At 59.7% G+C, this 23,221-nt stretch carries 21 protein-coding genes; 9 read left to right on the forward strand and 12 right to left on the reverse strand.

Translation table 11 applies throughout. From position 1 onward, the window contains the following. Window positions 1–150: 150 nt before the first annotated feature. Window positions 151–531, reverse strand: coding sequence for a histone-like nucleoid-structuring protein, MvaT/MvaU family (locus tag CLR77_RS17345; protein WP_097461975.1), 381 nt, complete (start codon window positions 529–531; stop codon window positions 151–153). A 603-nt stretch (window positions 532–1,134) separates the two neighbouring features. Here CLR77_RS17345 and CLR77_RS17350 point away from each other — a divergent pair. Beyond that, a complete protein-coding gene (locus tag CLR77_RS17350) occupies window positions 1,135–1,866 on the forward strand; it encodes a YebC/PmpR family DNA-binding transcriptional regulator (protein ID WP_097461976.1) in 732 nt (243 codons plus the stop codon). Between the two features lie 71 nt (window positions 1,867–1,937). Here CLR77_RS17350 and CLR77_RS20225 read toward each other — a convergent pair whose 3' ends face one another. Beyond that, the gene (locus CLR77_RS20225) at window positions 1,938–2,093 is read right to left on the reverse strand and encodes a hypothetical protein (RefSeq protein ID WP_198962811.1); all 156 of its coding nucleotides are present in this window, start codon (window positions 2,091–2,093) and stop codon (window positions 1,938–1,940) included. A 103-nt stretch (window positions 2,094–2,196) separates the two neighbouring features. Beyond that, window positions 2,197–3,873: a methyl-accepting chemotaxis protein gene (locus tag CLR77_RS17355; RefSeq protein WP_097461977.1), complete on the reverse strand. Its 1,677-nt coding sequence runs from the start codon at window positions 3,871–3,873 to the stop codon at window positions 2,197–2,199. A 195-nt stretch (window positions 3,874–4,068) separates the two neighbouring features. On the opposite strand from CLR77_RS17355, the gene CLR77_RS17360 reads away from it, so the two are divergent. Further along, a complete protein-coding gene (locus tag CLR77_RS17360; protein ID WP_097461978.1) occupies window positions 4,069–4,353 on the forward strand; it encodes a YebG family protein in 285 nt (94 codons plus the stop codon). A gap of 73 nt (window positions 4,354–4,426) precedes the next feature. Here the strand turns inward: CLR77_RS17360 and CLR77_RS17365 are convergent, their stop codons facing one another. From CLR77_RS17365 to xdhA, 7 genes are read right to left on the reverse strand one after another with little or no spacing between them, the layout of a single operon-like run. Continuing rightward, a complete protein-coding gene (locus CLR77_RS17365) occupies window positions 4,427–5,614 on the reverse strand; it encodes a urate hydroxylase PuuD (protein ID WP_097461979.1) in 1,188 nt (395 codons plus the stop codon). Further along, on the reverse strand, window positions 5,608–6,951 hold the full coding sequence (gene guaD / locus CLR77_RS17370) for a guanine deaminase (RefSeq protein WP_406564969.1): 1,344 nt from the start codon (window positions 6,949–6,951) through the stop codon (window positions 5,608–5,610). Before guaD ends, CLR77_RS17365 begins: the two co-directional genes overlap by 7 nt. Window positions 6,952–6,956: 5 nt before the next feature. After that, on the reverse strand, window positions 6,957–7,295 hold the full coding sequence (gene uraH / locus CLR77_RS17375; RefSeq protein ID WP_097461981.1) for a hydroxyisourate hydrolase: 339 nt from the start codon (window positions 7,293–7,295) through the stop codon (window positions 6,957–6,959). Beyond that, a complete protein-coding gene (gene uraD, locus CLR77_RS17380; protein ID WP_097461982.1) occupies window positions 7,292–7,792 on the reverse strand; it encodes a 2-oxo-4-hydroxy-4-carboxy-5-ureidoimidazoline decarboxylase in 501 nt (166 codons plus the stop codon). The genes uraH and uraD overlap by 4 nt, the downstream gene beginning before the upstream one ends. Beyond that, window positions 7,792–8,661 carry a xanthine dehydrogenase accessory protein XdhC gene (gene xdhC / locus CLR77_RS17385; RefSeq protein WP_097461983.1) on the reverse strand — a complete coding sequence of 290 codons (870 nt, stop codon included), beginning with the start codon at window positions 8,659–8,661 and terminating at the stop codon, window positions 7,792–7,794. The genes uraD and xdhC overlap by 1 nt, the downstream gene beginning before the upstream one ends. Next, window positions 8,639–11,008 (reverse strand): xanthine dehydrogenase molybdopterin binding subunit, encoded by a 2,370-nt coding sequence (xdhB, locus tag CLR77_RS17390; RefSeq protein WP_097461984.1) that lies wholly within the window; start codon window positions 11,006–11,008, stop codon window positions 8,639–8,641. Before xdhB ends, xdhC begins: the two co-directional genes overlap by 23 nt. Next, window positions 11,001–12,425, reverse strand: a complete 1,425-nt coding sequence (gene xdhA / locus CLR77_RS17395) for a xanthine dehydrogenase small subunit (RefSeq protein WP_097461985.1) — start codon at window positions 12,423–12,425, stop codon at window positions 11,001–11,003. Before xdhA ends, xdhB begins: the two co-directional genes overlap by 8 nt. A gap of 601 nt (window positions 12,426–13,026) precedes the next feature. On the opposite strand from xdhA, the gene CLR77_RS17400 reads away from it, so the two are divergent. From CLR77_RS17400 to CLR77_RS17430, 7 genes are all read left to right on the forward strand, one after another. Then, window positions 13,027–13,725: a GntR family transcriptional regulator gene (locus CLR77_RS17400; protein ID WP_097462230.1), complete on the forward strand. Its 699-nt coding sequence runs from the start codon at window positions 13,027–13,029 to the stop codon at window positions 13,723–13,725. Between the two features lie 23 nt (window positions 13,726–13,748). After that, window positions 13,749–14,699 carry an allantoinase PuuE gene (gene puuE / locus CLR77_RS17405; protein WP_097461986.1) on the forward strand — a complete coding sequence of 317 codons (951 nt, stop codon included), beginning with the start codon at window positions 13,749–13,751 and terminating at the stop codon, window positions 14,697–14,699. Then, window positions 14,696–15,712 (forward strand): allantoicase, encoded by a 1,017-nt coding sequence (alc, locus tag CLR77_RS17410; RefSeq protein ID WP_097461987.1) that lies wholly within the window; start codon window positions 14,696–14,698, stop codon window positions 15,710–15,712. The genes puuE and alc overlap by 4 nt, the downstream gene beginning before the upstream one ends. Window positions 15,713–15,717: 5 nt before the next feature. Beyond that, a complete protein-coding gene (locus CLR77_RS17415; protein ID WP_097462231.1) occupies window positions 15,718–16,215 on the forward strand; it encodes an ureidoglycolate lyase in 498 nt (165 codons plus the stop codon). A gap of 80 nt (window positions 16,216–16,295) precedes the next feature. Further along, window positions 16,296–17,207 (forward strand): AraC family transcriptional regulator, encoded by a 912-nt coding sequence (locus CLR77_RS17420; RefSeq protein WP_097461988.1) that lies wholly within the window; start codon window positions 16,296–16,298, stop codon window positions 17,205–17,207. Between the two features lie 43 nt (window positions 17,208–17,250). Then, entirely contained in the window at window positions 17,251–17,808 is a 558-nt protein-coding gene (locus CLR77_RS17425; RefSeq protein WP_097461989.1) for a YbhB/YbcL family Raf kinase inhibitor-like protein, read from the forward strand. A 422-nt stretch (window positions 17,809–18,230) separates the two neighbouring features. Further along, complete coding sequence (locus tag CLR77_RS17430) at window positions 18,231–18,821, forward strand: Yip1 family protein (protein ID WP_097461990.1); 591 nt, start codon at window positions 18,231–18,233, stop codon at window positions 18,819–18,821. Window positions 18,822–18,901: 80 nt separating this feature from the next. Here CLR77_RS17430 and aceF read toward each other — a convergent pair whose 3' ends face one another. Continuing rightward, window positions 18,902–20,530 carry a dihydrolipoyllysine-residue acetyltransferase gene (gene aceF / locus CLR77_RS17435; RefSeq protein ID WP_097461991.1) on the reverse strand — a complete coding sequence of 543 codons (1,629 nt, stop codon included), beginning with the start codon at window positions 20,528–20,530 and terminating at the stop codon, window positions 18,902–18,904. Between the two features lie 13 nt (window positions 20,531–20,543). Then, on the reverse strand, window positions 20,544–23,195 hold the full coding sequence (gene aceE, locus CLR77_RS17440; RefSeq protein WP_097461992.1) for a pyruvate dehydrogenase (acetyl-transferring), homodimeric type: 2,652 nt from the start codon (window positions 23,193–23,195) through the stop codon (window positions 20,544–20,546). Between the last annotated feature and the right edge of the window lie 26 nt (window positions 23,196–23,221).

Below are 23,221 nucleotides of genomic sequence, written 5' to 3' on the forward strand. Positions count from 1 at the left end.
TCCAGCAAAAGCGACTTACCCTCAACGTCATCAGGCTCTTTAACAGGTTGAAGAGACCTGCCTGCCACCAGGATGCAGAAGGCAAAAACAGTTGATCCCGCCCCAACAAAAAAGGGCTTCCAACGAAGCCCTTTTCAAGTCAAGACGCGATTAAGCCTTTTCCTTCCACGAGTCCACTTTGTCCGCGCCATATTTTTCCCGCCATTCCTTTAGCGTTTTGGTGTTACCACCACGAGTTTTGACCACTTCCCCAGTATGCGGATTCTTGTAGACCATCAGCGCACGGGTTCTGCCGGAAGAGGCCGGCTTGGCGGCTTTTTTTGCTCCGCCGGTAGCAATCGACGGATCGATTTCGGAAAGTACCTTGAACGCGTCAGCCGCCGTCTTAGTGTATTTTTCCAAAAGTTTTTCAAGCTGAGTCTTGAACTCCAGCTCTTTTTTAAGATCTTCGGAGTTTTCGAGCTGTTGTAGCTCTGCCTTCAGTGCTTCCAACTGGCGCTTCTTCTCAGAATACTCGACCAGAATTCCCATATTTAAGACTCCAGACAATCAGGTTTTATTGCAGAAAAGATTCTAGCAACAAAATATTGAAATAAAAATCACTTCATCAAAAATAAGTAAAGGCAAGATACTTCATGACACTTTATTCACCCTTAAATTAGTCAATAATATCGATCCGAATCCAGAGGCAAGTTAAAACCGGCGCCCTTTAATGCTTTTCAAAACCTTATGGAATTAAGTTCCACAAATTACGTATAGATAGAGGAAGAAAACCTTCCAGAAAACCGCTTACGAGCACGCTGAATTTCCAGATTACTGCTGATGAAGAGACATATTCCAGGACAACATCAAGCCGGGCGTTACATCAAGTAAAGCGCTTAATTCGCCATTGAAGATCCATCCCAACGGACACTGCGCTTACGCGAGAGTTCGCCCGTGCCAACAGAATCGCCGCCAACCATTGCTCGCGTCGGGAAGGGCCTTTGCGTCACCGGGTGCCGGCAGCCAAGCGAATTCACCCACCTACACCCTGCGCTCAAACTCTGTTTTTCCCTCATTTGCAACGTCGCAATAGATCCCTTCGCCGTCTGCACGTAAAATCGGCGATTTCGGGACAACAATTAGGATATCAACGTGGGTCGCGCTTACCAGAACCGTAAAGAATCAATGGCCAAAACGGCCGAAGCAAAAACCCGGGTCTACAGTAAATATGCCCGGGAACTCTATGTCAGCGCCAAATCCGGTGGCGTCGACCCCGCAGGGAATGTCGCTCTGCGGGGTCTGATCGAACGCGCCAAGAAGGCTCAGGTGCCGACACACGTCATTGAGAAGGCGCTGGCCAAAGCCAAAGGTGCTGGCGGCGAGGACTTCTCCGTCGCGCGCTATGAAGGCTTTGGTCCCGGTAACTGCATGGTGATCGTCGAATGCCTGACCGACAACCCCAACCGGACTTTCGGTGACGTACGCCAGTGCTTCACCAAGACCAAAAGCAAGATCGGCACGCCCGGCAGCGTCAGCCATATGTTCGATCATTGCGCCATTCTTGCCTTCCGGGGGGACGACGAAGAGCCCGTATTGGAAGCGTTGATCGAAGCGGGTGTGGACGTTACCGACATCGAAAACGAGAACGGCCTGATTACTATCTTCGCGCCGAATACCGAGCACTTCAGCGCCAAGCAGGCACTAACAGAAGCCTTCGGCGAAATCGACTTCGAAGTGGATGAAATCCAGTTCCTGCCCCAGACCACCACCGAAATCACCGGTGATGACGTCGCCATGTTCGAGAAGTTTCTCGATATGCTTAACGATCTGGAAGACGTTCAAAACGTTTATCACAACGCTGAACTGGCAGATGCCGATCAGTAGGGCACTGAGCGGAGATCGGCGGTAAAAAGCGGGTTGGAACCTGAGATCCGAGGATTTACGGAAAACGCCCTTTAGGCCGCTTTTCGAAAATCCTCGGATTTCATCGCTTTGTCCCGCTTGCGGTTATAACGGGTCTTATCGGAAACGACCTGCATACGGTAAAGCGGTGAACGCAGATCCCGCTGCAACTGACTCTCTTTTGTAGGGGTTCGTTTCTTGCGGGCCATGATTGGACTCCTCGGATGGATTGGCCTCACTATGGTAGGCCAATCTCTCGCTGGAGCACCAGTCCGGACAACTACGCAAGGCGCGCCGGACTGGCCGCTGTCATCAGACCTTGAACTGCCCCACCAATGTGCGCAGGCTTTCGCCCAGACGAGCCAGTTCTTGGCTTGCATCGTTCGTCTGGCTGACCCCCGCATCGCTACGCTGTGCTGCTTCGACGATGCGAATGACATTACGATTGATCTCTTCCGCCACCTGGCTTTGTTCTTCGGCGGCGGCAGCGATCTGCGTCACTTCATCATTGATATTACCCACCGAGCTTTCGATGGTCTTCAGCGCGCCCGTCGCATGGTTGATACGCTCCACCGTTTCATTGGAGCGGGCCTGAGAGGCCTTCATCCGCTCCACCGCTCCGCGAGAATCCACCACAAAACCGTCGATCATCTCTCGAATCTGCTCTGCGGACTCAGCACTGCGGCGCGCCAACTGCCGCACTTCATCCGCCACGACGGAGAATCCCCTGCCGTGTTCACCGGCCCGGGCCGCTTCAATGGCGGCGTTCAACGCCAGCAGGTTGGTCTGCTCAGTCACCGCATGAATGACATCCAGCACCTGTTGGATCGAATCGGACTTCTCAGCCAGTTGTTCGATACGCTGAGCGCTGGCATGAATTTCCTGAGACAGATCGTTCACCGAAGACTGCGCGCTGGTTATCGTCTGACGGCCATCCCTCGCCAGCCTGTCCGCATCCGCGGCAGCCCCCTGAACCGTGTTGGCATTACCGGCAATCTCCTGGATGGTCGCCGCCATTTCATTGATCGCCGACGCGATCTGATCAGTCTCAGAGCCCTGTTCCTGAACGGCCGACCGGGTATCTTCAGCCACCCGGCTTAGCTCTTCGGCGGCAGCCGCTAGCTGGTCTGTCGTTGACCCGACCTCTCTTATTGTCGCCTGGATCTTGCCAGCAAAGGCATTAAAGCGGCGCCCCAGTTCAGCCAGCTCATCCCGGCCGGAATCCGGCAGACGCTGGCGTAAATCGCCCTCACCCTCCGCAATTTCCTGCATCAGGCGGCTAACGCGATTGAGCGGGACCGTAACCGTGCGCCCCACCAACAGCCCCAGAATCAACGCAATAACGACTACCGCCGCCGTTGCTGCCAAAACGAAACCCAGCGTGGACTGGACTTCCTGCTCGACCTTCTGACGCGCGGCATCGAGCGTCCGCTGGATATCGGTCGTGTAAACACCGGCACCGATCAACCAATCCCATCCCGGAATAATCACCGAATAGGAAACCTTCGGCTCGACATTGCCTGAGGCGGGATTCATCCAGTTATACGCAAGAAAGCCATCCTTTTCCGCAGCGTCGAAGAGCTGGTTGACCAATTTCAACAGGGTAGGATTACTGGTCGGCCCCTCTTTGGAAGGGTCAGGATGATAGGCTAGATTGAAACCATCCCGCTGCCGGGCAAACACGTAGTTGTCGTTGCCGAAGGTGATCGAACGAATTCGGCTACGCGCTTCCTGCTTGGCCTGCGCTTCTGTTAGCGAGCTGTTGTTCTTTGCTTCCAAAACCACGGACTTTGCGGCATCCACCAGGTTTTTTAAGCCTTCCTTCCGTGTCGCCATCAAGCGCTCCTGGAGCCGCTGAAGCTCTGCCTGTCCATTGGACTGTACCCGACTCACGCTGATCCAGGCGATCGTTATCGCCGTCAGGATAACCGGGACCATGACAGCAATCAGAAGCCGTGAGCGAATACTCACCCCGCTTAACACTTTCATATGACATTTCCCAAGACAGGTCGTTATCTGATGATTATATAGCCAGTTGTAGCAGGAGCTGTTTTGATTTGTAAGCGAAACGCCTGGCTCAAAATACTGTATATGCATACAGATTCTAACAAGGTAAGATAGCCCCTGCCTCAAACAGCTTCCGACCGCTCGAAGCTGTCCGGACATTTACTGGAGATCGAATCGATGGCCGTTAAAGCGTTGTATTACTCAGAAAGGGATGGGCTCGATATGGCACTGAAACATGCCGATAAACTGCTGTTCTCATCCAAGGCCGATGCCGACGCCCGCGACAAGCTGCTTGAACTGTCTGAAGAGATCACCCTCTTTCTACAAAAGCGGGTGGAAGGGCTGAGCGAAGAGTTGGCCGAACAATGTGCCCTGGTCATCGCCGAAGAGAAGGACCTGTTTGCCCGCGCCCTGAAAAAACCGGAACTGCTGAATCAGCCGGACAACGGCGGTGACGACTGAACATCCCGCCACCAACGGGAACTCCGACCATGGCGTCGGGGGCACCGGCCCCCACAGGACGAAGCACTACCCGCTATTGCTGCCGCGCCCAACGGCCCAGGTCGGCCCGCTCCTGCGGGGTGATCTTGGTGAGATTGCCCAGCGGCATGTAGTGCGTCGCGACCGCAGCCTGGTAGATGCGTTGCGCATAGGCCTTCGCCATTTGCGGAGTCTCCAGCTCGATGCCCGCAGGCGGGGCGCTAAAGCCGGGCTCCGTCGGATGTGCCGAATGACAGGCACTGCAGCGCGCACTGAGGATCGTCTGAATGCGCGCCTCGGAAACCGAGGGCATATTGCCGTTAGCGGCCTCCATCACAGGCTTGATTAATATGGCCAGCACGCAGAGCAGGGCTGCCGCCGAGACCAGTATCATCGGCCGGATCTTCCCCCGATGCCGCAAATTAAAGAAATGACGGGCCAGAGCTGCGATAAAGCCTATCGCGGCCAGCACCAACCAGCTGTGGGCATGGCCATAGGTCATCGGGTAGTGGTTACTGATCATGATGAAGATCAGTGGCAGGGTGAAATAGTTATTGTGCGTCGACCGTAACTTCGCCATCGCCGCCAGATGGGCAATGCGCTCGCCCGGCACCTCGCCACGCGCCACCGTATCCACCAGCGCCCGTTGCGACGGCATGATACCCACCAAGACATTCGCCACCATAATGGTGCCGATCATGGCACCGACATGAATGTAGGCGCCGCGCCCGGTAAAGACGTGATCCAGCCCCCAGGCCGCAAACACCAGTACCGCATAGATCAGGATACCGAATACCAACCCATGCCGGCTCAGGGGGCTACGAATCATCAGCTCGTACACCACGAACATCGCCGCAATACTGCCTAACCCGAGAGCGATCGCTTCTGGCCGCGTCAGCACGCTGCCTGCCGGCAACAGCAAACCGGGTGGCCCCAGGTAATACACCAGGAAGAGTAACGTCGTGCCGGTCAGCCAGGTCGTGTATGCCTCCCACTTGAACCAGTGCAAACGGGTGGGCATTTGTTCCGGTCCCAGTTGGTACTTGGCGACCTCATAAAACCCGCCCCCATGCACGGCCCAAAGGTCTCCCTTGATGCCCTTGGCCTTTTTCCAGGCGGGGGGCTCCTCCAGGCTATTGTCCAGCCAGACGAAATAGAAGGACGCACCGATCCAGGCTATACCCGCAATAACATGAAACCAGCGGAAGAACAGACTCAGCCAGTCGATGGTGTAACTCAGCATGGACGTCCCTCGTGACGGGAAGACTCAGGCCGCTGGTAACCGCAGCGACCTGCAATATGAGTGGCGCGCACCGCCCGGTCGTCCCCCAGAATAATCAGGTTGAATAGGATGTCCTGCAGGGATTTCGCCAATGCATCCTTGCGCGCCAGCAACGGCGTGGCGTGTCGGTCCAGCACCACAAAATCCGCTTCGCGCCCCGGCTGGAGATTGCCGACATGAGTATCCAGCCCCAGCGCCCGGGCATTGCCCAATGTTGCCAGGTAAAACGCCTGAAACGGGTTCAGTGAACGCCCGCGTAACTGCGTGACCTTATAGGCTTCGGCCATGGTCTGCAGCATAGAGACACTGGTACCGCCCCCCACATCGGTGGCAAGACTCACCTGGATACCCGCTTCACGGGCCGCATGCAGATCGAAGAGGCCGCTCCCCAGAAACGTATTCGACGTAGGGCAGAACGCCGCCGTTGCGCCCGCATCGGCGATACGCCGCCGGGCATCGTCATCGATATGCACGCAGTGGGCAAAAACGCTACGCTCGCGCAGCAAGCCGTAGTGATCGTAAACATCCAGATAGTCACGACGATCCGGATAAAGACGGAGGGTCCAGTCGATCTCCGCCAGGCTTTCCGCCAGATGGGTCTGCATCGGCAGGCCGGGATAATCCGCCAGCAACCGACCGGCAAGGCGCAACTGTTCTGGTGTCGACGTCGCTGCAAACCGAGGCGTAACCGCATACTCCAAGCGCCCCCTCCCATGCCAGCGTTCGATCAGCTCCCGACTCTCGCGATCACCGGATTCCGGCGTATCACAGAGCCCGGCCGGCGCATGCCGGTCCATCAGCACCTTACCGGCAACCAATCGCAGATTACGGCGCTCGGCAGCGGAGAACAGCGCCTCTGCGGAGGCCGGATGCACGGTACAGAACACCATCGCACTGGTCGTTCCGCAGCGTAACAGTTCATCGAGAAAGACGTCCGCCGTGGCCTCCGCATAGCCAGCATCGGAAAAGCGCTGCTCCGCCGGAAACGTATAGTTGTTCAGCCATTCCAACAGTTGTTCACCGTACGAGGCGATGACATCGAGTTGCGGGAAATGGATATGGGCATCGATAAAGCCCGGCACAATCAAACTGTCCGGCCAATGCGTCAGACTCAGCCCCGCGGGCAAGACCGGCAGCAGGTCGGCAGCCGCACCCAACGCCAGCACCCGCCCCTGAGAGATCAGGAGAATGCCATCCTCGAACCACTCGAAGGCATCGCTGCTCGGAGGACCGTCCAGTCCAGGATCGTCGATCAGGTGAAACAGGCTCGCGCGATAGGCGCAGGTATCGGCGGGCAGATCCATCAGCTTCCCCGGTAGGTGCTGTAGCCCCAGCGATTCAACAGCAGGGGCACATGATAATGGGTTGTCGCGTCGTCGACGGAAAACACGATGTCGACCATGGGATAGAAACAGTCTCGCGACTGCCCGGCAAACCAGTCCCCGGTTGCAAAACTCAGGCGATAGGTGGCGACACACAGGTTGAGGTCACGCCAGAGGCCGACGCGCCCGTCAGCGTCCGTCCGGCCGTCACCCAGAGCCTCCCAGCCGGAGGCCGTCTGTTGCGATAAAGTGACCGCCAACCCCGAGGCGGGGCGCCCTTCGCCCAAGTCCAGTACGTGGGTGGTAATCCCGGTTTTCATAACAGTTTCTCCAGTCTCAACCGGGTAATGGCGGCCTGTTCGACGGCCGCTATCCGGATTTCCTCTTCAGGAGAGTGCGTCAGTCGTTGGCGCAGGATGTCCAGCATCTGCGCCGCAGACTTGCCGGTCGCGCAAACGATGTAACGGTAACCGAAACGGCGCTCGTAGTCGGCATTACCTTCGCGCAGAGCAATCTGGGTCGCATTGTCTGCAGCACCGGCACCGGCCTGCTCCGCCGACGCCAGTGCCGCGGTATCCGCATGCTTGCGGGGCAGGCTGTCCAGATCGCCGATACGGGGGTGGGCGGCAAATGCCTCAAGCCAGTCGTCCGCAGACAGGCTGTCCCAAAGCTCCCGGGCTCTTTGCAGCAGCTCCCCCGCGTCACCGTAGGGCAGGCCTTCGGCCATGCCCGTCGCCCATTGACGGGAGCCGCAACACTGCAAAAACTTCGCGTAAGCCGCAGAGGCAGATAGGTGATTGAGATCGGCCAGCGCCATCAGGAATCCTTATTTGTATCAGGCATGGCTTGCGTCATGAGCTGCCGCATATCCGGCCAGGACAGCCCCCGCTTTCGCGGACGTGTCATCGTGCCGCCAGCGTCCGCCGCCAGCGCCAGTAACTCACCGGCAATGGACACGGCAATCGCCATCGGCAGCTTCCCCGGTACCCCGGACAACCCCACCGGACAACGCACACGCCCAATCGCGTCGTCGTCAAAACCGCGATGGGCCAAACGCTGCCGAAACCGGGCCGCCTTGGTCGTGGAACCGATCAAGCCAATAGAGGCAGCCCGGTCGTCACGCAACAAGGCCATGCAGAGTTCAAAATCCAACTGGTGATTGTGGGTCAGAATCACCTGATGGGCGGCAGCAGGCAGCCGGGGAATGTCTCCCACCGGGTCGTCCGTCACGCGGCACTCGACATTACCCGGTACATTCTCGGGGAACAGGTCGGCGCGGCTGTCCAGCCAGAGGACCCGGCAGTCCAACTGCCCCAAGATCGCCACCAGAGCCCGCGCCACATGCCCCGCACCAAAAACCGTCACCCTGAAGGTCGACGCCGGCTGAGGCTCCATCAGCACCGAAACGCTGCCCCCGCAACACTGCCCCAGACTCGCACCCAAGGGGAAGTGCTGCATGGCATACCCATAATCCCCTGTCGCCAGTCTCTCCCTGGCTGCCTCGATCACCCTGAATTCCAGGTGCCCCCCGCCGATCGTGTCGTAGGTCTCCCCGGCCGTCACGACCATCTTGCTGGCCGGCTCCCGTGGTACCGAACCCGCCACGCCCAGGACCGTCACCAGCACATAGGCTTCGCCCCGCTGCTCGCAACCGGCTACGGCGTCATACCACCGGCAAGTCTGCATCGATTGCCTCCTTTTGCGACTGTTGCGCCGCTTCCACCGCCCAAAGAACCCGTTCCGGCGTTGCCGGGGTATCGAGCGGCGGGCAATAGCGATAGCCGGTCAGGCTGGCCACTGCATCGCGCAGGGCCGACCAGACCGAGATTGCCAGCATGAAGGGCGGCTCGCCCACTGCCTTGGAGCGGTAGATCGTTGTCTCGTGATTGGGGTGCTCCGCCAGCAACGCCACGCGAAAGTCCGGTGGCGTATCCCCCACCGAGGGAATCTTGTAGTTTGCGGGACTGTTCGACAGGAGACGGCCGTCGGCATCCCAGACCAGCTCTTCCGTCGTCAGCCAGCCCATTCCCTGAATGAAACCACCTTCTATCTGACCAATATCGATCGCCGGATTCAACGAGCGGCCGACGTCATGCAGGATGTCGACGCGCAGCACCCGGTATTCCCCGGTCAGCGTGTCCACCAGTACCTCGCTACAGGCCGCACCGTGGGCGAAGTAAAAGAATGGGTGCCCGGTCCCCGTGGTTCGGTCGTAGTGGATACGCGGCGTCGCGTAATGACCGGTGGCCGACAGCGACACGCGCCCCCGATAGGCCTCCTGAATCAGTTCCGCCCAATCCACCTCTCTTTCACCCAGGAGGACACGCCCCTTGCTGAACACGACCTGCGACGGCTCGAGCCCATAGGTCTCACAGGCAAAATCGACCAGCCGCTGACGCAGCGTCATGCAGGCATTGAATGCCGCCATACCGTTGAGGTCGGATCCGGCCGATGCGGCGGTGGGCGAGGTATTGGGGACCTTGTCGGTGCGGGTGGCAGACACCCGTATCCAGCGCGGATCGATCTGGAACACATCCGCGACGACCTGGGAGACCTTCACGAACAGTCCCTGGCCCATCTCGGTTCCGCCATGATTCAGGTGGATGCTGCCGTCGGTATAGATATGCACCAGGGCTCCCGCCTGGTTCAGGTGCTTGACGGTATAGGAGATGCCGAACTTCACCGGCGTCAGCGACAACCCTTTCTTGAGAATCGGATTGGCCGCATTGAAGGCACGAACCGACTCCCGGCGCTGGCGATAGTCAGCACTCACCTCCAACTGGTCGATCAAGGCCGGCAACACATGCTGCTCGATCTTCTGCCCATAGTGGGTCACATCCTGGCCGGGACGGTAGAGATTGCCCTTGCGCACGTCCAGCGGGTCCTTACCGAGATAGCGGGCAATATCATCCATCGCCTGCTCGATAATCATCATGCCCTGAGGCCCGCCAAATCCGCGGAACGCCGTATTGGAAACCGTATGGGTCTTGCAGCGGTGACCGACAACCCGCGCCTGATCGAGGAAGTAGGCATTGTCGGCATGAAACATCGCGCGGTCGACCACGGCATCCGACAGGTCAGGCGAATAGCCGCAACGACCACAGAGTTCGATATCGGCCCCCCACAGCCGGCCGTCGTCATCAAAACCGACTTCGTAGCGGTTGTGGAAATCATGGCGCTTGCCCGTCATCACCATATCGTCAGCCCGCGGCATGCGGTACTTCACCGACTTGCCGGTGCGGCGGGCCAGGACCGCTGCAATGCAGGCCAGCGGCGCAGCCTGGGTTTCCTTGCCGCCGAAGGCTCCGCCCATGCGACGCACCTCAACCTGCACTTCGGTAATCGGCACACCCAGCACTTCCGCGACCAGTTTCTGTACTTCTGTGGGATGCTGACTGGATGTCCGCACGAAGACGCCGCCGTCTTCCGATGGCGTTGCGATACAGGCCTGTCCTTCCAGGTAGAAATGCTCCTGACCACCGACACGTTGCTCGCCGGATAGGCGGTGCGGTGCTTCCGCCAGTGCAGCCGCCACATCACCCCGCACCTGACGGTGCAGCGGACGAACAAAACTGTCCGCCGCCATGGCTGCCTCTATGTCGAGCACAGCCGGCAGTGGTTCGTAGTCGATCCGGGCCAACCGGACGGCTTCCCTTGCCGCACGCAGGCTGGTGGCCGCCACGGCGAAGATCGGCTGACCGACGAACTCGACGACACCATTCGCCAGCATAGGGTCACCTGGAAATACCGGACCGATATCCAACTGACCGGGCACATCGGTAGCGCAAATGATATCAACCACACCCGGGTGGGCTCGGACGGCATCGAGGTCCATCGAGAGAATGTGCGCATGCGCCTGAGTGCTTTTCCCGCAGGCCACATGCAGCATACCGGCCGTTTCGGGAATGTCGTCGATATACAGGGCACTCCCGGCAACATGCTTATGGGCGCTGTCGTGGCGACGGTCATTCCCCAGAACCGGGGCCACCGGCGCCTGCACCGCGCCCGCAGGGAGATCCACGAGCTTACGCATGATCGAATATCCTTGTGGCTGTATCCGGCTGCACCGTTTCCACCACCGCCCGGCGCAACAGATTCGCGGCGACCTTCAACCGGTAGCCCGCACTCGCCCGGACATCGGACATCGGCTGAAAGCTGGCCGCCAGCGAGGCCTCGACACGGGACCAGTCGATTGCATCCTGGCTACGGCCTTCCAGCTCAGCGGCAACGGCCGGTGCCAAAACCGGTGTCGCCGCCATACCGCCAAAGGCGAGGCGCACGTCACGAAAACACCCGGCCTCGAACGAGAAACTGAAGGCGCCCAACACCGCCGAGATATCGTCCTCCCAACGCTTGGACACCTTGTACACCTTGCAGACCCGCTGGGGTGCCAGGAATGGCAACCGGATGCGAGCAACAATCTCCCCGGCCTGAAGCGCGGTTTTGCGGTAACCCAGGAAAAAGTCCGATACCGGCATCCCACGTTCGGCATCCGGCCCCAGCAGGCACAGCTGGGCGTCCAAGGCCAACAGAACCGGTAGCGTGTCACCAATGGGCGATGCCGTTCCCAGATTACCGCCAAGCGTACCGCGTTGCCGGATCTGTTCGGAGCCCAGCCGGCTCAAGAGCGCGGCAAACACGGGGAAATGGGTCTTCAGGTAGGGTTGAAGGCGGGAATAAACCACGGCCGCGCCAACCTCGAGATAGCCGTCGCCTTCCTCGATGGCCGCCAACTCGGCGACACGGGAGAGATCGATCAGCTTCGGCAAACGCTTCAGCGCCTGGGTTCTCTCCAGCCCCAGATCCGTTGCACCGGCCACCACATGGGCGTCTGGCCAATCCTTCATCGCCGCCCGCAACGAGGTGAGGTCCTCCGGCCGCCGATAACCGGAGGTTTCGGCCGGTATCACATCGTTTGGCATTGCCGCCAGACAAGCCATCATATCGGGGCTACCTGACCAGGCGGGCAATGCAGGAGCCTGCCGGGCCAACATCGTTGCCGCATCCAGGATCGGGCGATAGCCGGTGCAGCGACAGAGGTTTCCCGCCAGAGCTTCCTGCGCGGAAAGGCGATCCGTACCATTCAACTGCCAGCAGAACAGCGACATGACGATACCCTGCGTGCAAAATCCGCACTGGGAGCCATGCCCATCCACCAAAGCCTGCTGTACCGGATGTAGCGTTTCGCCGTCGGCCAGTCCCTCCACCGTGACCAGATGGCGCCCCTGCAGTGAGCCGGCAAAAGCAATACAGCTATTGATGGCGCGATACTTCAGGGAGCCGCCGTCGACTTCGCCAACCACAACGGTACAGGCCCCGCAGTCACCCGAAGCACAGCCTTCCTTGGTCCCGCACAGATGCTGGCGTTCACGCAAAAGCTCCAGCACCGTGAGATCGGGCTCTACGTCATCCATGCGGATGGGGGTACCGTTCAGATAGAATTCCAGCATGATTCCCTCATGATGCGCCCAACCCGTCCGTTGAAACCATAGAGATACTCTACACCTCCCAACAGCCAACGGAAGGTCGCGAAATGCCGCTTAACGGCCTGAATTCAGCAAATGTTGTGCCCGACGAGCGCAGTTCCTGATACTGGATGGCATTTTGCCGCCGCAATGGCCCGCAACCCTCTCTCCAGGCAGACGGGAAACGCCCCTGCATACATAACATAGCCAGATTGTATGCAAAATAAAGAAACAGACGCTCGCCAAAAGAACCCTACATTATTCCGCTGCCGCATGTCCGTCACCCCTCGGAGAGTGGCCCACAACGGTGCGCATCCTGAGAACCACGCAACGTGCTGGTGCAGGCAAGACAATGGATCCGGCCCCAATCGTCCATCATGCGTCAACGGTCGATAAATCAATGGACTGATCGCCAGCTTTCTGTATACATTTCTAAAAACAAGGTGCCTGACACTCAGGGAAAATACCGCCAGGATCGCAGAAGGCAAACGTCGAATAAGCCGCCGAAACCACAGCTATAAGGCCCCAACGCCAGGTACTGCCAGGAATTGCCAACGCCATGTCGAACCGTTCCAACACCCAACACATGCTGTCCCGTGCGGAGGTCCCTCGGGGACTCTCTCGCGACGAACAGATCTACAGGGATATTCTGGAGGCCGTGGTTGAGCATCGACTGGCGCCAGGGGCACGCCTGCCGGAAGATTCCCTGTCCGACGTGTTCGGTGTCAGCCGTACCGTTATCCGTAAGGTGCTGCAGCGGCTGGCGCTGGAAAAACTGGTATTGATCCGCCCCAACCGGGGGGCGCAGGTGGCTCAGCCCTCCGCCAAGGAGGCCCAGGATGTCTTCGCCGCACGCATTCTGATAGAGCCGGCCATGATGGCGGATGTCTGCCGTAGGGTGACTGACACCCAGCTCGATCAACTCCAACAGGTCGTCGACGAAGAACGGCTGGCACAACAGACTGGCCGCCAGAGCGACGCGATCAGCCTCTCGGCCCGTTTCCACGTGCAGTTGCTGGCCATTGCCGGCAACGAGGTCATTACTGAGCAGGTTGCCCAATTGACCACCCGCTCATCGCTGATCATTGCCGTCTATGGAAGCCGCAACAGTGTCGGCTACGAGTGCGGCGGTCATGGGGAGCTCATCGGGTTGCTACGTCTTGGTGATGACAAAGGTGCCAGCGCCTGGATGCACCGACACTTGAGTCAGATCCTGGAAAGCCTGGAGTTCGACCTCGGCGCCCCCGGCACACCCGACTTCCACACCATCTTCCAGCGCAAATGACTAAAACGCAGGGGCCGCCGCCTATGACCATCCTCTTCGACAACAGTAATTATCCTCGCGATCTGCGCGGTTACGGCGCTCATCCGCCGCAGGCTCGATGGCCCGGCAATGCCCGCCTTGCCGTTCAGTTCGTCCTCAATTATGAGGAAGGTGGCGAGAACTGCGTGCTGCACGGCGACAGCCATTCGGAGACCTTTCTGTCCGAGATCATCGGCGCTACGGCCTATCCCGATCGCCACATGAGCATGGAATCGCTGTACGAATACGGTTCACGGGCAGGTGTGTGGCGCGTATTGCGCGAGTTCGACAAGCGCCGCCTGCCGCTGACCGTCTTCGGTGTCGCCATGGCCCTGGCCCGCAACCCCGACGTGGCGGCGGCATTCCTGGACAGAGGCGACGAGATCGCCTGTCACGGTCTGCGCTGGATCCATTACCAGGAAATGCCCGTCGAACTCGAACGCGCCCACCTGCGAGAAGCCATCGACCTGTTTCGCACCCTCACCGGCGAACGTCCGCTCGGCTGGTATACCGGACGCGACAGTCCGAACACTCGACGCCTGCTCGTCGAGCAAGGCGGTTTCCTCTACGACAGCGATTACTACGGGGACGACCTCCCCCTGTGGACCCAGGTCACATGCGAGGACGGCACACGTAAACCGCACCTGATCGTACCCTACACCCTGGACGTCAATGACATGCGTTTCCTGACGCCACAGGGCTTCAACAGCGGCGAACAGTTTTTCCAGTATCTGCGCGACGCCTTCGACGTTCTCTATGCCGAAGGCGAGGAAACGCCCAAAATGCTGTCCGTCGGACTGCACTGTCGTGCCATCGGTCACCCAGGGCGTTTTCGGGCACTACAGCGTTTTCTCGATCATATCGAACACCATGACCGGGTCTGGATCTGCCGCCGGCTCGACATCGCACGCCATTGGCACGAGCATCACCCTTTCATCGCCGGAGACACTGCATGAATCAGCGTATTGTTGCCGCCCCGGCGGAACTGCCAGGGTTTGCGCGAAACACCCTCAATCTCGCCGACAGTTCACTGGGCGCCGTCATCGTAGCCGTCAGCGACGAATTCTTTGCACCCGGACCGCGCATGATCGATCCGGCCCCCCCGGTCTTCGTAGCGGACCTGTATGACGACAACGGCAAGTGGATGGATGGCTGGGAAACCCGGCGCAGACGGGATACCGGCCACGACTGGTGCATCATTCGGCTGGCTTATGCCGGTATTATCGACGGCGTCGACATCGACACATCGTTCTTTACCGGCAACTTCCCACCGGCCGCATCACTGGAGGCCTGTTTCTCGCCAGCCGGAGACCCCGGCGCCGATACGCACTGGCACATCTTGTTTGAGCCCATCGACCTATCCGGCGACCGGCACCATTTCCAGGCGGTGAGTGCGCGGGGGCCCTGGACGCATTTGCGCCTGAACCTGTTTCCCGACGGCGGCATCGCTCGCCTGCGCGTCTATGGCAGCCCCTATTGTGAATGGCAGTCGCGTTCCGCAGACGAGGAATGCGACCTATTGGCGCTCGAAAACGGCGGTCGTCAGGTCGCCTGGAGCGACGCCCATTACGGCGAGCCGATGCGCCTGCTGCGCCCCGGTCGCGGCATCAACATGGGCGACGGCTGGGAAACCCGCCGCCGCCGCGAGCCCGGAAACGACTGGTGCATACTGCAACTGGGACATCCGGGAATCATCAGCGAGATAATTGTCGACACCGCGCATTTCAAAGGAAATTTCCCTGCCCGTTGCAGCATACAAGCCGCCCTGGTGCAGGACAGCACGGATAAGGCCCTGATCACCCAAAGCATGTTCTGGAAAACCCTGCTACCGGAACAGCCCCTCGGCGCCGACAGGGTCCACAGCTTCCGCGACATAGAAGCTCTGGGGACGATCAGCCATATCCGTTTCAATATCATGCCCGATGGTGGAGTCAGCCGGCTCAGACTGCGCGGGCGAATCAGCCGATGAGCGATATGGATTTATTGCCACTGGAACCGCTGACCGCTGACGCCTTCAAGCCATTCGGCGACGTGATCGAGACCCGGGGCGCTCGCCACTTCCCGATCAACGGCGGACGGACCGAGCGTTATCATGACCTGGCCGACATCCAGTTCGACGGCCCCGGTGCGAGGCCCATCCTGTCGATCTTTCGCTGCGAACCGGTCTCCCTGCCGTTACGTATCGAGATGCTGGAACGTCACCCTAGAGGCAGCCAGGCCTTTATGCCGCTGGCCAACCGCCCCTATCTGGTCGTCGTGGCCGCCCCGGGCGAAGACCCCGAAACCAGCGGCCTGCGCGCCTTTCTCGCTCGGGGCGATCAGGGCGTCAACTACCATGCCGGCGTCTGGCACCATCCCTTGTTGCCCCTGGAAAGCATCGCCGACTTTCTCGTCGTCGACCGCGCCGGCCCCGGAAACAATTGCGACGAGCGCCCCCTGCGCTCGCCGTATCAGATCCGGCAAGAACGCTGACACGACAACACCGTCGCCAGGACAGCATGGCCCTAGATTCGGTACGATAACCACACCTACAACGATATGCCGGGTGCCTTATGGGTCAGGAATCGACGCTCCCACCCTCCTCGACATCGCAGCTGACGGAACGCCTGCTAGAGGCCTTGCGCCATGAATCCATCCCCAGGCTCCCCGAGGGGGTCGGACTGTTTTACGGGTTCGACACACAACAGCTGCGAGCCGTTCCGATTCAAGCGCCCACCCTGATCTGGGTTCTGGCCGGCAGCAAGCGCTATTGCGTGGACGACAGTTGGTACAGCGCCCGCGCCGGTGAGCTCATCATCCTGCCCGTTGAAACCGGGGTTCACATCACCAACGAACCGGATGAGCAAGGCGACTATCTGGCCCTGTGCCTGTCCCTGACGACAGAGGATCAATCCTGGCTGCTCACGCAGCGACCGGACATACAGCGCGCCTGTTGGAGTCTGGCGCCGCCAGAAGGCTTCGCGCTCAGTTATAGCCAGTGGGTCTCACTGGCGGGCCAATGCACAATTCCCGAAGGCATACAGCAACATCGCCGGCGGGAACTGATCGGCTGGCTGACGGCACAGGGTGTAGCCGGGAACCTGCTGCGCGAGGCGCCCGCCGTGAAACGCCAGGTCCTCCAATTGATACAGTCCGACATCGCCTATCCATGGCGCCTGAGCACCATCGCCGAGCAACTGCATATGAGCGAATCCACCCTACACCGCCAGTTGGGGCGGGAGGGCATCAGTTTCCGTCATTTACTGGAACAGGCCCGTCTGCTCACCGGATTGGGACTGCTGCAGGGAACCCGCCGCACCATCATGGATATCGCCGCCAGCGTCGGCTACCAGTCACCGTCGCGTTTTGCCGAACGCTTCCGGCAGCACTTCGGCCTGTCTCCCAGCGAACTGCGTGAGACCCATGAAGTTGACGGTTTCCGGCGCAAGAATGGCAGTTTGCGGCGCGCTGGCGTCGAGCGCTGACGGATAAGCTGGGGAGGAATTCAACCACGGAGGAGAATCTCCCATGCGGCTCGCCAAACCTTTGTTACTGGCCTCGATCCTGGTCAGCGTGTCACTGAACGCCAGCGCCCGTCCGTTCCGCCTCAGCAGCCCGGACATTGCTGCGGGCAAGACGATTGCCAAAACTTACGTCTTCAACGGTTTTGGCTGCCATGGCGACAACCAATCACCCGCACTGCACTGGCAGGGCGAGCCCAAAGGCACCCAGAGTTTCGCCATCACGGTCTATGACCCGGATGCGCCGACCGGCAGCGGCTGGTGGCACTGGGCTGTTGCCAATATTCCGGCGACGGTGCATAACCTGCCCCGCAATGCCGGACAGGCGAACAGCGCCATGTTACCGACAGGCGCCGTGCAGCTACGCACCGATTTCGGCACCAGCGCCTACGGCGGCCCCTGTCCACCCGCGGGCGATAAGCCGCACCATTACCAATTCAAGGTGTATGCGCTGGACGTGAAAACGCTACCTGTCAGCAGCGACAGCAGCCCGGCGCTGATGGGTTTCATGGTGCATCAGCACGCCTTGAGTGTCGCCAAACTGGTCGCCCGCTACGAACACTGATGACATCCGGGAAGCCCGGCACCTGCCCGGCTTCCCCCATTCGATTTCGCGCCTTCGTCCAACGCCCCTTTTCCGCAGCATCGCCTTACCGGCCAGAGGGCACGCCAAGCCGCTTTTTGCATAAATTCCCAATACATCCCATTAATGCAAACAATCCTCTGAAATCGCTGATTTTTTAGCCAGATCTCGCATTGGCTTTGCCTCCCGGCGCATGCCTCGGGCTGTTGACACCCACCAGGCTTCCTGCTATCGAGTTAGGTGAGAACCGTTCTTTTCATGATCAGCTCTGGAGTTTGATGCATTTTGGCCAACAACGTTTTTACTCAACAATAAAAGGCCGCAGTCCGCATCCCAGCCTCATGCGGTGGAGAGGTCGGCGATGGGGTCGTTGATTGCGGCGCCGGCGGAAAAAGAGGTGTCACATGATCAACCATCTGTGGGGGCTTCTGTCTCACCCCGATCAGGAATGGAAGCAAATCCAGCGCGAGCATGAGAGTGTCCCGCATCTTTACGGGCACCATGTGCTTTTGCTTGCCGCCATCCCCGTTATCTGTACCTTCTACGGAACCGTTCATTTCGGCTGGACCTTCGGCGAAGGCGTCGCTGTCAAGCTGTCGACAGGGATGGCCCTCATGCTGGGCGTCTTGTTCTATCTGATGATCATTGCCGCCGTCGGCCTGATGGGGTCGGTCATCCACCGGATGGCCCAACGCTTTCCGAGCCGGCCTTCCCGGGGCGACTGCATTGTCTTTGCGGGCTATATTGCCACCCCGATGTTCCTTAGCGGCATCGTCGCGCTCTACCCGCTTGTCTGGCTCTGTCTGCTGGCAGGGGTAATCGGGCTCTGCTATACCACCTACCTGTTGTATGTCGGCATTCCGAATTTCCTGAATATCAGTACAGAGGAAGGCTTTATCCTCTCCAGCTCCACCCTGGCGGTGGGCGTGCTGGTGCTGGAAGCCCTGCTCTGTGCCACGGTCCTACTGTGGAGCTACGGCCCATCGTTGTTGTAGTGACATCGGCGTTTCGGCAAACCATAAAAAAGCCCCCACTCGTACGAGCGGGGGCTTTTTTTTGGTGTCGAGCCCTGGATCTAGAGCAGCAGCTTACGCAGATCGCCCAGCAGGTCGCTCAGCAACGCCGTGAAGCGAGCAGCATCGGCGCCGTTGACCGCACGGTGGTCGTAGGAAAGCGACAGCGGCAGCATCAGGCGCGGTACGAAACCGCCTTTACCGTCATAGACAGGCTTGAACTGAGACTTGGAGACGCCAAGAATCGCCACTTCCGGCGTGTTGACGATCGGCGTAAACGCCGTGCCACCAATACCACCCAGACTGGAGATCGTGAAACAGCCGCCCTGCATCTCTGCCGGCTTCAGCTTACGGTCCCGCGCCTTGGCGGCCAGATCCGCCATTTCTTCGGCGATTTCCCAAAGGCTCTTTTGGTCCACATCGCGAATAACCGGCACCATCAGGCCATTCGGGGTGTCGACGGCAACACCGATGTGGATGTAATGCTTCTGAACGACTTCCCGGCGATCCATATCCAGCGAGACATTGAACTGGGGGTAAGTCTTCAGGGCATAGGCACAGGCCTTCAGCATAAACGCCAGCGGTGTCAGCTTGACGCCCCGCTTCTCACCGGCAGCCTTCTGATCCTTGCGGAAATTCTCCATTTCGGTGATATCCGCCTCGTCGAACTGGGTGACGTGGGGGACATTCAACCAGTTGCGCTGCATGTTCTCGGCGGTTACCTGATGGATCTTGGTCATGGGTTGCCGTTCGATCGCGCCGAACTGGCTGAAGTCGGGCAGTTTGACGGTCGGCAGACCCGCACCACCGGACACCGCACTACCACCGGACTGCAAACGCTGCATGCCCGCCTTGACGAACCGCTGCACATCTTCCTTGACGATTCGGTTACGCGGCCCAGAACCCTTGACCTGCGCCAGATCGACACCAAATTCACGCGCCAGTTTACGTACGGCGGGGCCGGCATGCACCTTACCGGACGTCGGCGCCGGCTCAGCGGCAGCCGTTGCGGGAGCGGGAGCGGGAGCCGGTTCAGGCTGTTTTGCCGCCGGCTGGCTCGGCGCAGAAGCCGGTTTGGAGGCCGGGGCTTGGGCTGGAGCAGCCGTATCCATCACGGTCATTTCGAGGATCGCCGTGCCTTGACTGACGGTATCCCCCACCTTGACCAGCAGCTTGCCGATCTTACCGGCAAAGGGCGCCGGAATTTCCATGGAAGCCTTGTCCGATTCCAGAACCAGCAGCGGATCGTCGACAGCGACGGTATCACCCTCGGCCACACTCAGTTCGATAACGGGAACATCCTCAGAGCCACCGATATCCGGCACCGTGACGGTTTCGGTGCGGCTGCCACCGGCAGGAGTCGCCGGTTCAGCGGCAGCCTCAACCGGGGCTTCGACGGGGGCTTCCGGCTCGGCGGGCGCCTCGGCCTTCGCCGCTGGTGCCTCGCCATCGCCCTCGACTTCCATCAGGAACATCAGGCTACCTTCGGACACCTTGTCGCCGACCGCCACTTTCATTTCCACGATACGACCGGCCTGCGGACAAGGCACCTCCATCGTCGCCTTATCGGACTCGAGGACAATCACTGGATCGTCCACAGCCACCTGATCGCCGGCTTTCACCAGCAGCTCAATCACTTCGACATCGGTCGAGCCGCCGATATCGGGTACGGTAATTTCGATTGCGCTCATACTCGCACCCTCCTTAGCTATACAGCGGATTGGTTTTGTCGGGGTCGATGTTGTACTTGCGAATCGCCTCGGTCGCCAGGGTCGCCGGCACCGTTCCTGCACGGGCCAGCGCCTCCAGGGCCGCGACGGTCACGTAGTAACGATCCACCTCGAAGTGGTGCCGCAACTTTTCACGGGTATCGCTGCGACCGAAGCCGTCGGTACCCAGCACGGTGTAATCCGCGGGCACAAAGGCGCGCACCTGATCCGCAAACAGCTTCATGTAATCGGTGGACGCAATAACCGGCCCCTCACGCCCTTTCAGGCAGCTGGTGATATGGCAGTCGCGAGCCGGCGATTCGGGATGCAGCATGTTCCAACGGCGCTGATGCTGGCCATCGCGGGCCAGTTCGTTGAAGCTGGTGACGCTCCAGATGTCGGCATCCACGTCGAAGTCCTTCTTGAGCAGCTCAGCCGCTGCGCGTACTTCATTGAGGATACTCCCGCAGCCCAGCAACTGGACACGGGCCTTACCGCCACCCTTAGCCTCTTCCAGCAGGTACATCCCTTTGACGATACCCTCCTCGACACCTTCCGGCATTGGCGGATGGGCATAGTTCTCGTTAAGCAGGGTAATGTAGTAGTAGACGTTCTCGTTCTCACCATACATCCGGCGCAGACCGTCGCGGATAATGACTGCCACTTCGTAGCTGTAGGTCGGATCGTAGGAAATACAGTTGGGTACGGTCGCCGCCAGGATATGGCTATGGCCGTCCTGATGCTGCAGGCCTTCGCCGTTGAGCGTGGTCCGGCCGGAAGTACCGCCCAGCAGGAAGCCTCGAGCCTGCATGTCGCCCGCCGCCCAACAGAGGTCGCCTACACGCTGGAACCCAAACATCGAGTAATAGGTGTAGAACGGAATCAGCGGGTAATCGTTGTTGCTGTAGGACGTCGCACAGGCAATCCAGGCGGACATGGCGCCAGCCTCGTTGATGCCCTCTTCGAGGATCTGGCCTTTCTTGTCCTCTTTGTAGAACATCACCTGATTGCGGTCGTTGGGGACGTACTTCTGCCCTTCGGACGTGTAGATCCCCAACTGGCGGAACATCCCTTCCATACCGAAGGTACGCGCCTCGTCCGGCACGATCGGCACGATACGGCTGCCGATCTGCTTGTCCTTGACCAGGGCATTGAGACCACGAACGAAGGCCATGGTGGTGGAGATTTCGCGATCGCCGGAACCCTTGAGCAGGTTGTCGAAGACGCTCAGTTCCGGGATGACCATCGGCTGGCTCTGCTTACGACGCTTCGGCAGGAACCCGCCCAGACTTTCCCGACGCTTGCGCATGTACAGCATTTCCGGCGAATCCGGCGCCGGGCGGTAATAGGGTACCGACTCCAGTTCCTTGTCGGTCAGCGGCACGGCAAAGCGGTCGCGGAAACGCTTCAGGGTTTCGACGTCCAGCTTTTTCAGCTGATGCGTCGCGTTCTGCGCTTCGCCCTGATCGCCGAAACCATAGCCTTTGATCGTGTGCGCCAGGATGACCGTCGGCTGCCCCTTGTGATGGGTCGCCGCGTGATAGGCCGCGTAGACCTTATAGGGATCGTGACCGCCCCGGTTGAGCTGGTAGATGTCGTCATCCGACATGTTCTCTACCATTTTCAGCAACTCTGGATCCTTGCCGAAGAAATGCTTACGGGTGTAGGCGCCACCGTTGGACTTGAAGTTCTGCATCTCACCGTCAACGGCCTCGTCCATGACGCGCTGCATGGCGCCATTGGCATCCTTCTCGAACAGCGGATCCCAGAGACGGCCCCAGACCACCTTGAGTACGTTCCAGCCGGCGCCACGGAAGATACCTTCCAGCTCCTGGATAATCTTACCGTTGCCGCGTACCGGCCCGTCCAGACGCTGAAGGTTACAGTTGACCACAAAGATCAGGTTATCCAGCTTCTCACGACCGGCCAGGCCGATAGCGCCCAGGGTTTCCGGCTCGTCGGTTTCGCCGTCGCCGACAAAGCACCAGACTTTACGCCCATCCATATCGCCCAGCTCACGACTGTGCAGATACTTCATTACGTGGGCCTGATAGATCGCCTGAAGCGGCCCCAACCCCATCGATACGGTCGGGAACTGCCAGTAATCGGGCATCAGCCAGGGGTGCGGATAAGAAGGCAGGCCGTTGCCGTCCACCTCGCGGCGGAAGTTGTCGAGCTGCTCCTCGCTGATCCGCCCTTCGAGGAAGGAGCGTGCGTAGAGGCCTGGTGCCGAATGGCCCTGGAAATAGATCAGGTCGCCTTCGCGGTTTTCGTCGCCGGCATGGAAGAAGTAGTTAAAACCGACATCCAGCAGCGTGGCGATGGAGGAAAATGACGAGATATGACCACCCAGGTCGCCTTCGCGCATATTGGCGCGCATCACCATCGCAAGAGCGTTCCAGCGCACCAGCGAACGAATACGGCGTTCCATGAAGAGGTCGCCCGGCATACGGGCTTCCTGGGTCGCAGGGATCGTATTGCGGTAGGGCGTCGTAATGGCGTAAGGCAGCGGCGTGCCATCTCGGGTCGCGCGCTCGGACAGGCGCTCCAACAGGTAGGTGGCCCGCTCGACACCTTCGTTCTCGAGCACGGACTCCAGGGATTCAAGCCATTCCCGGGTTTCGATCGGATCGGAATCATCACGCATATGGACGCGCTCCTTGTTGTTATCCA

The sequence above is a fragment of the Mangrovitalea sediminis genome, from assembly GCF_002514725.1.
Classification (GTDB): Bacteria; Pseudomonadota; Gammaproteobacteria; order Pseudomonadales; family Oleiphilaceae; genus Mangrovitalea; species Mangrovitalea sediminis.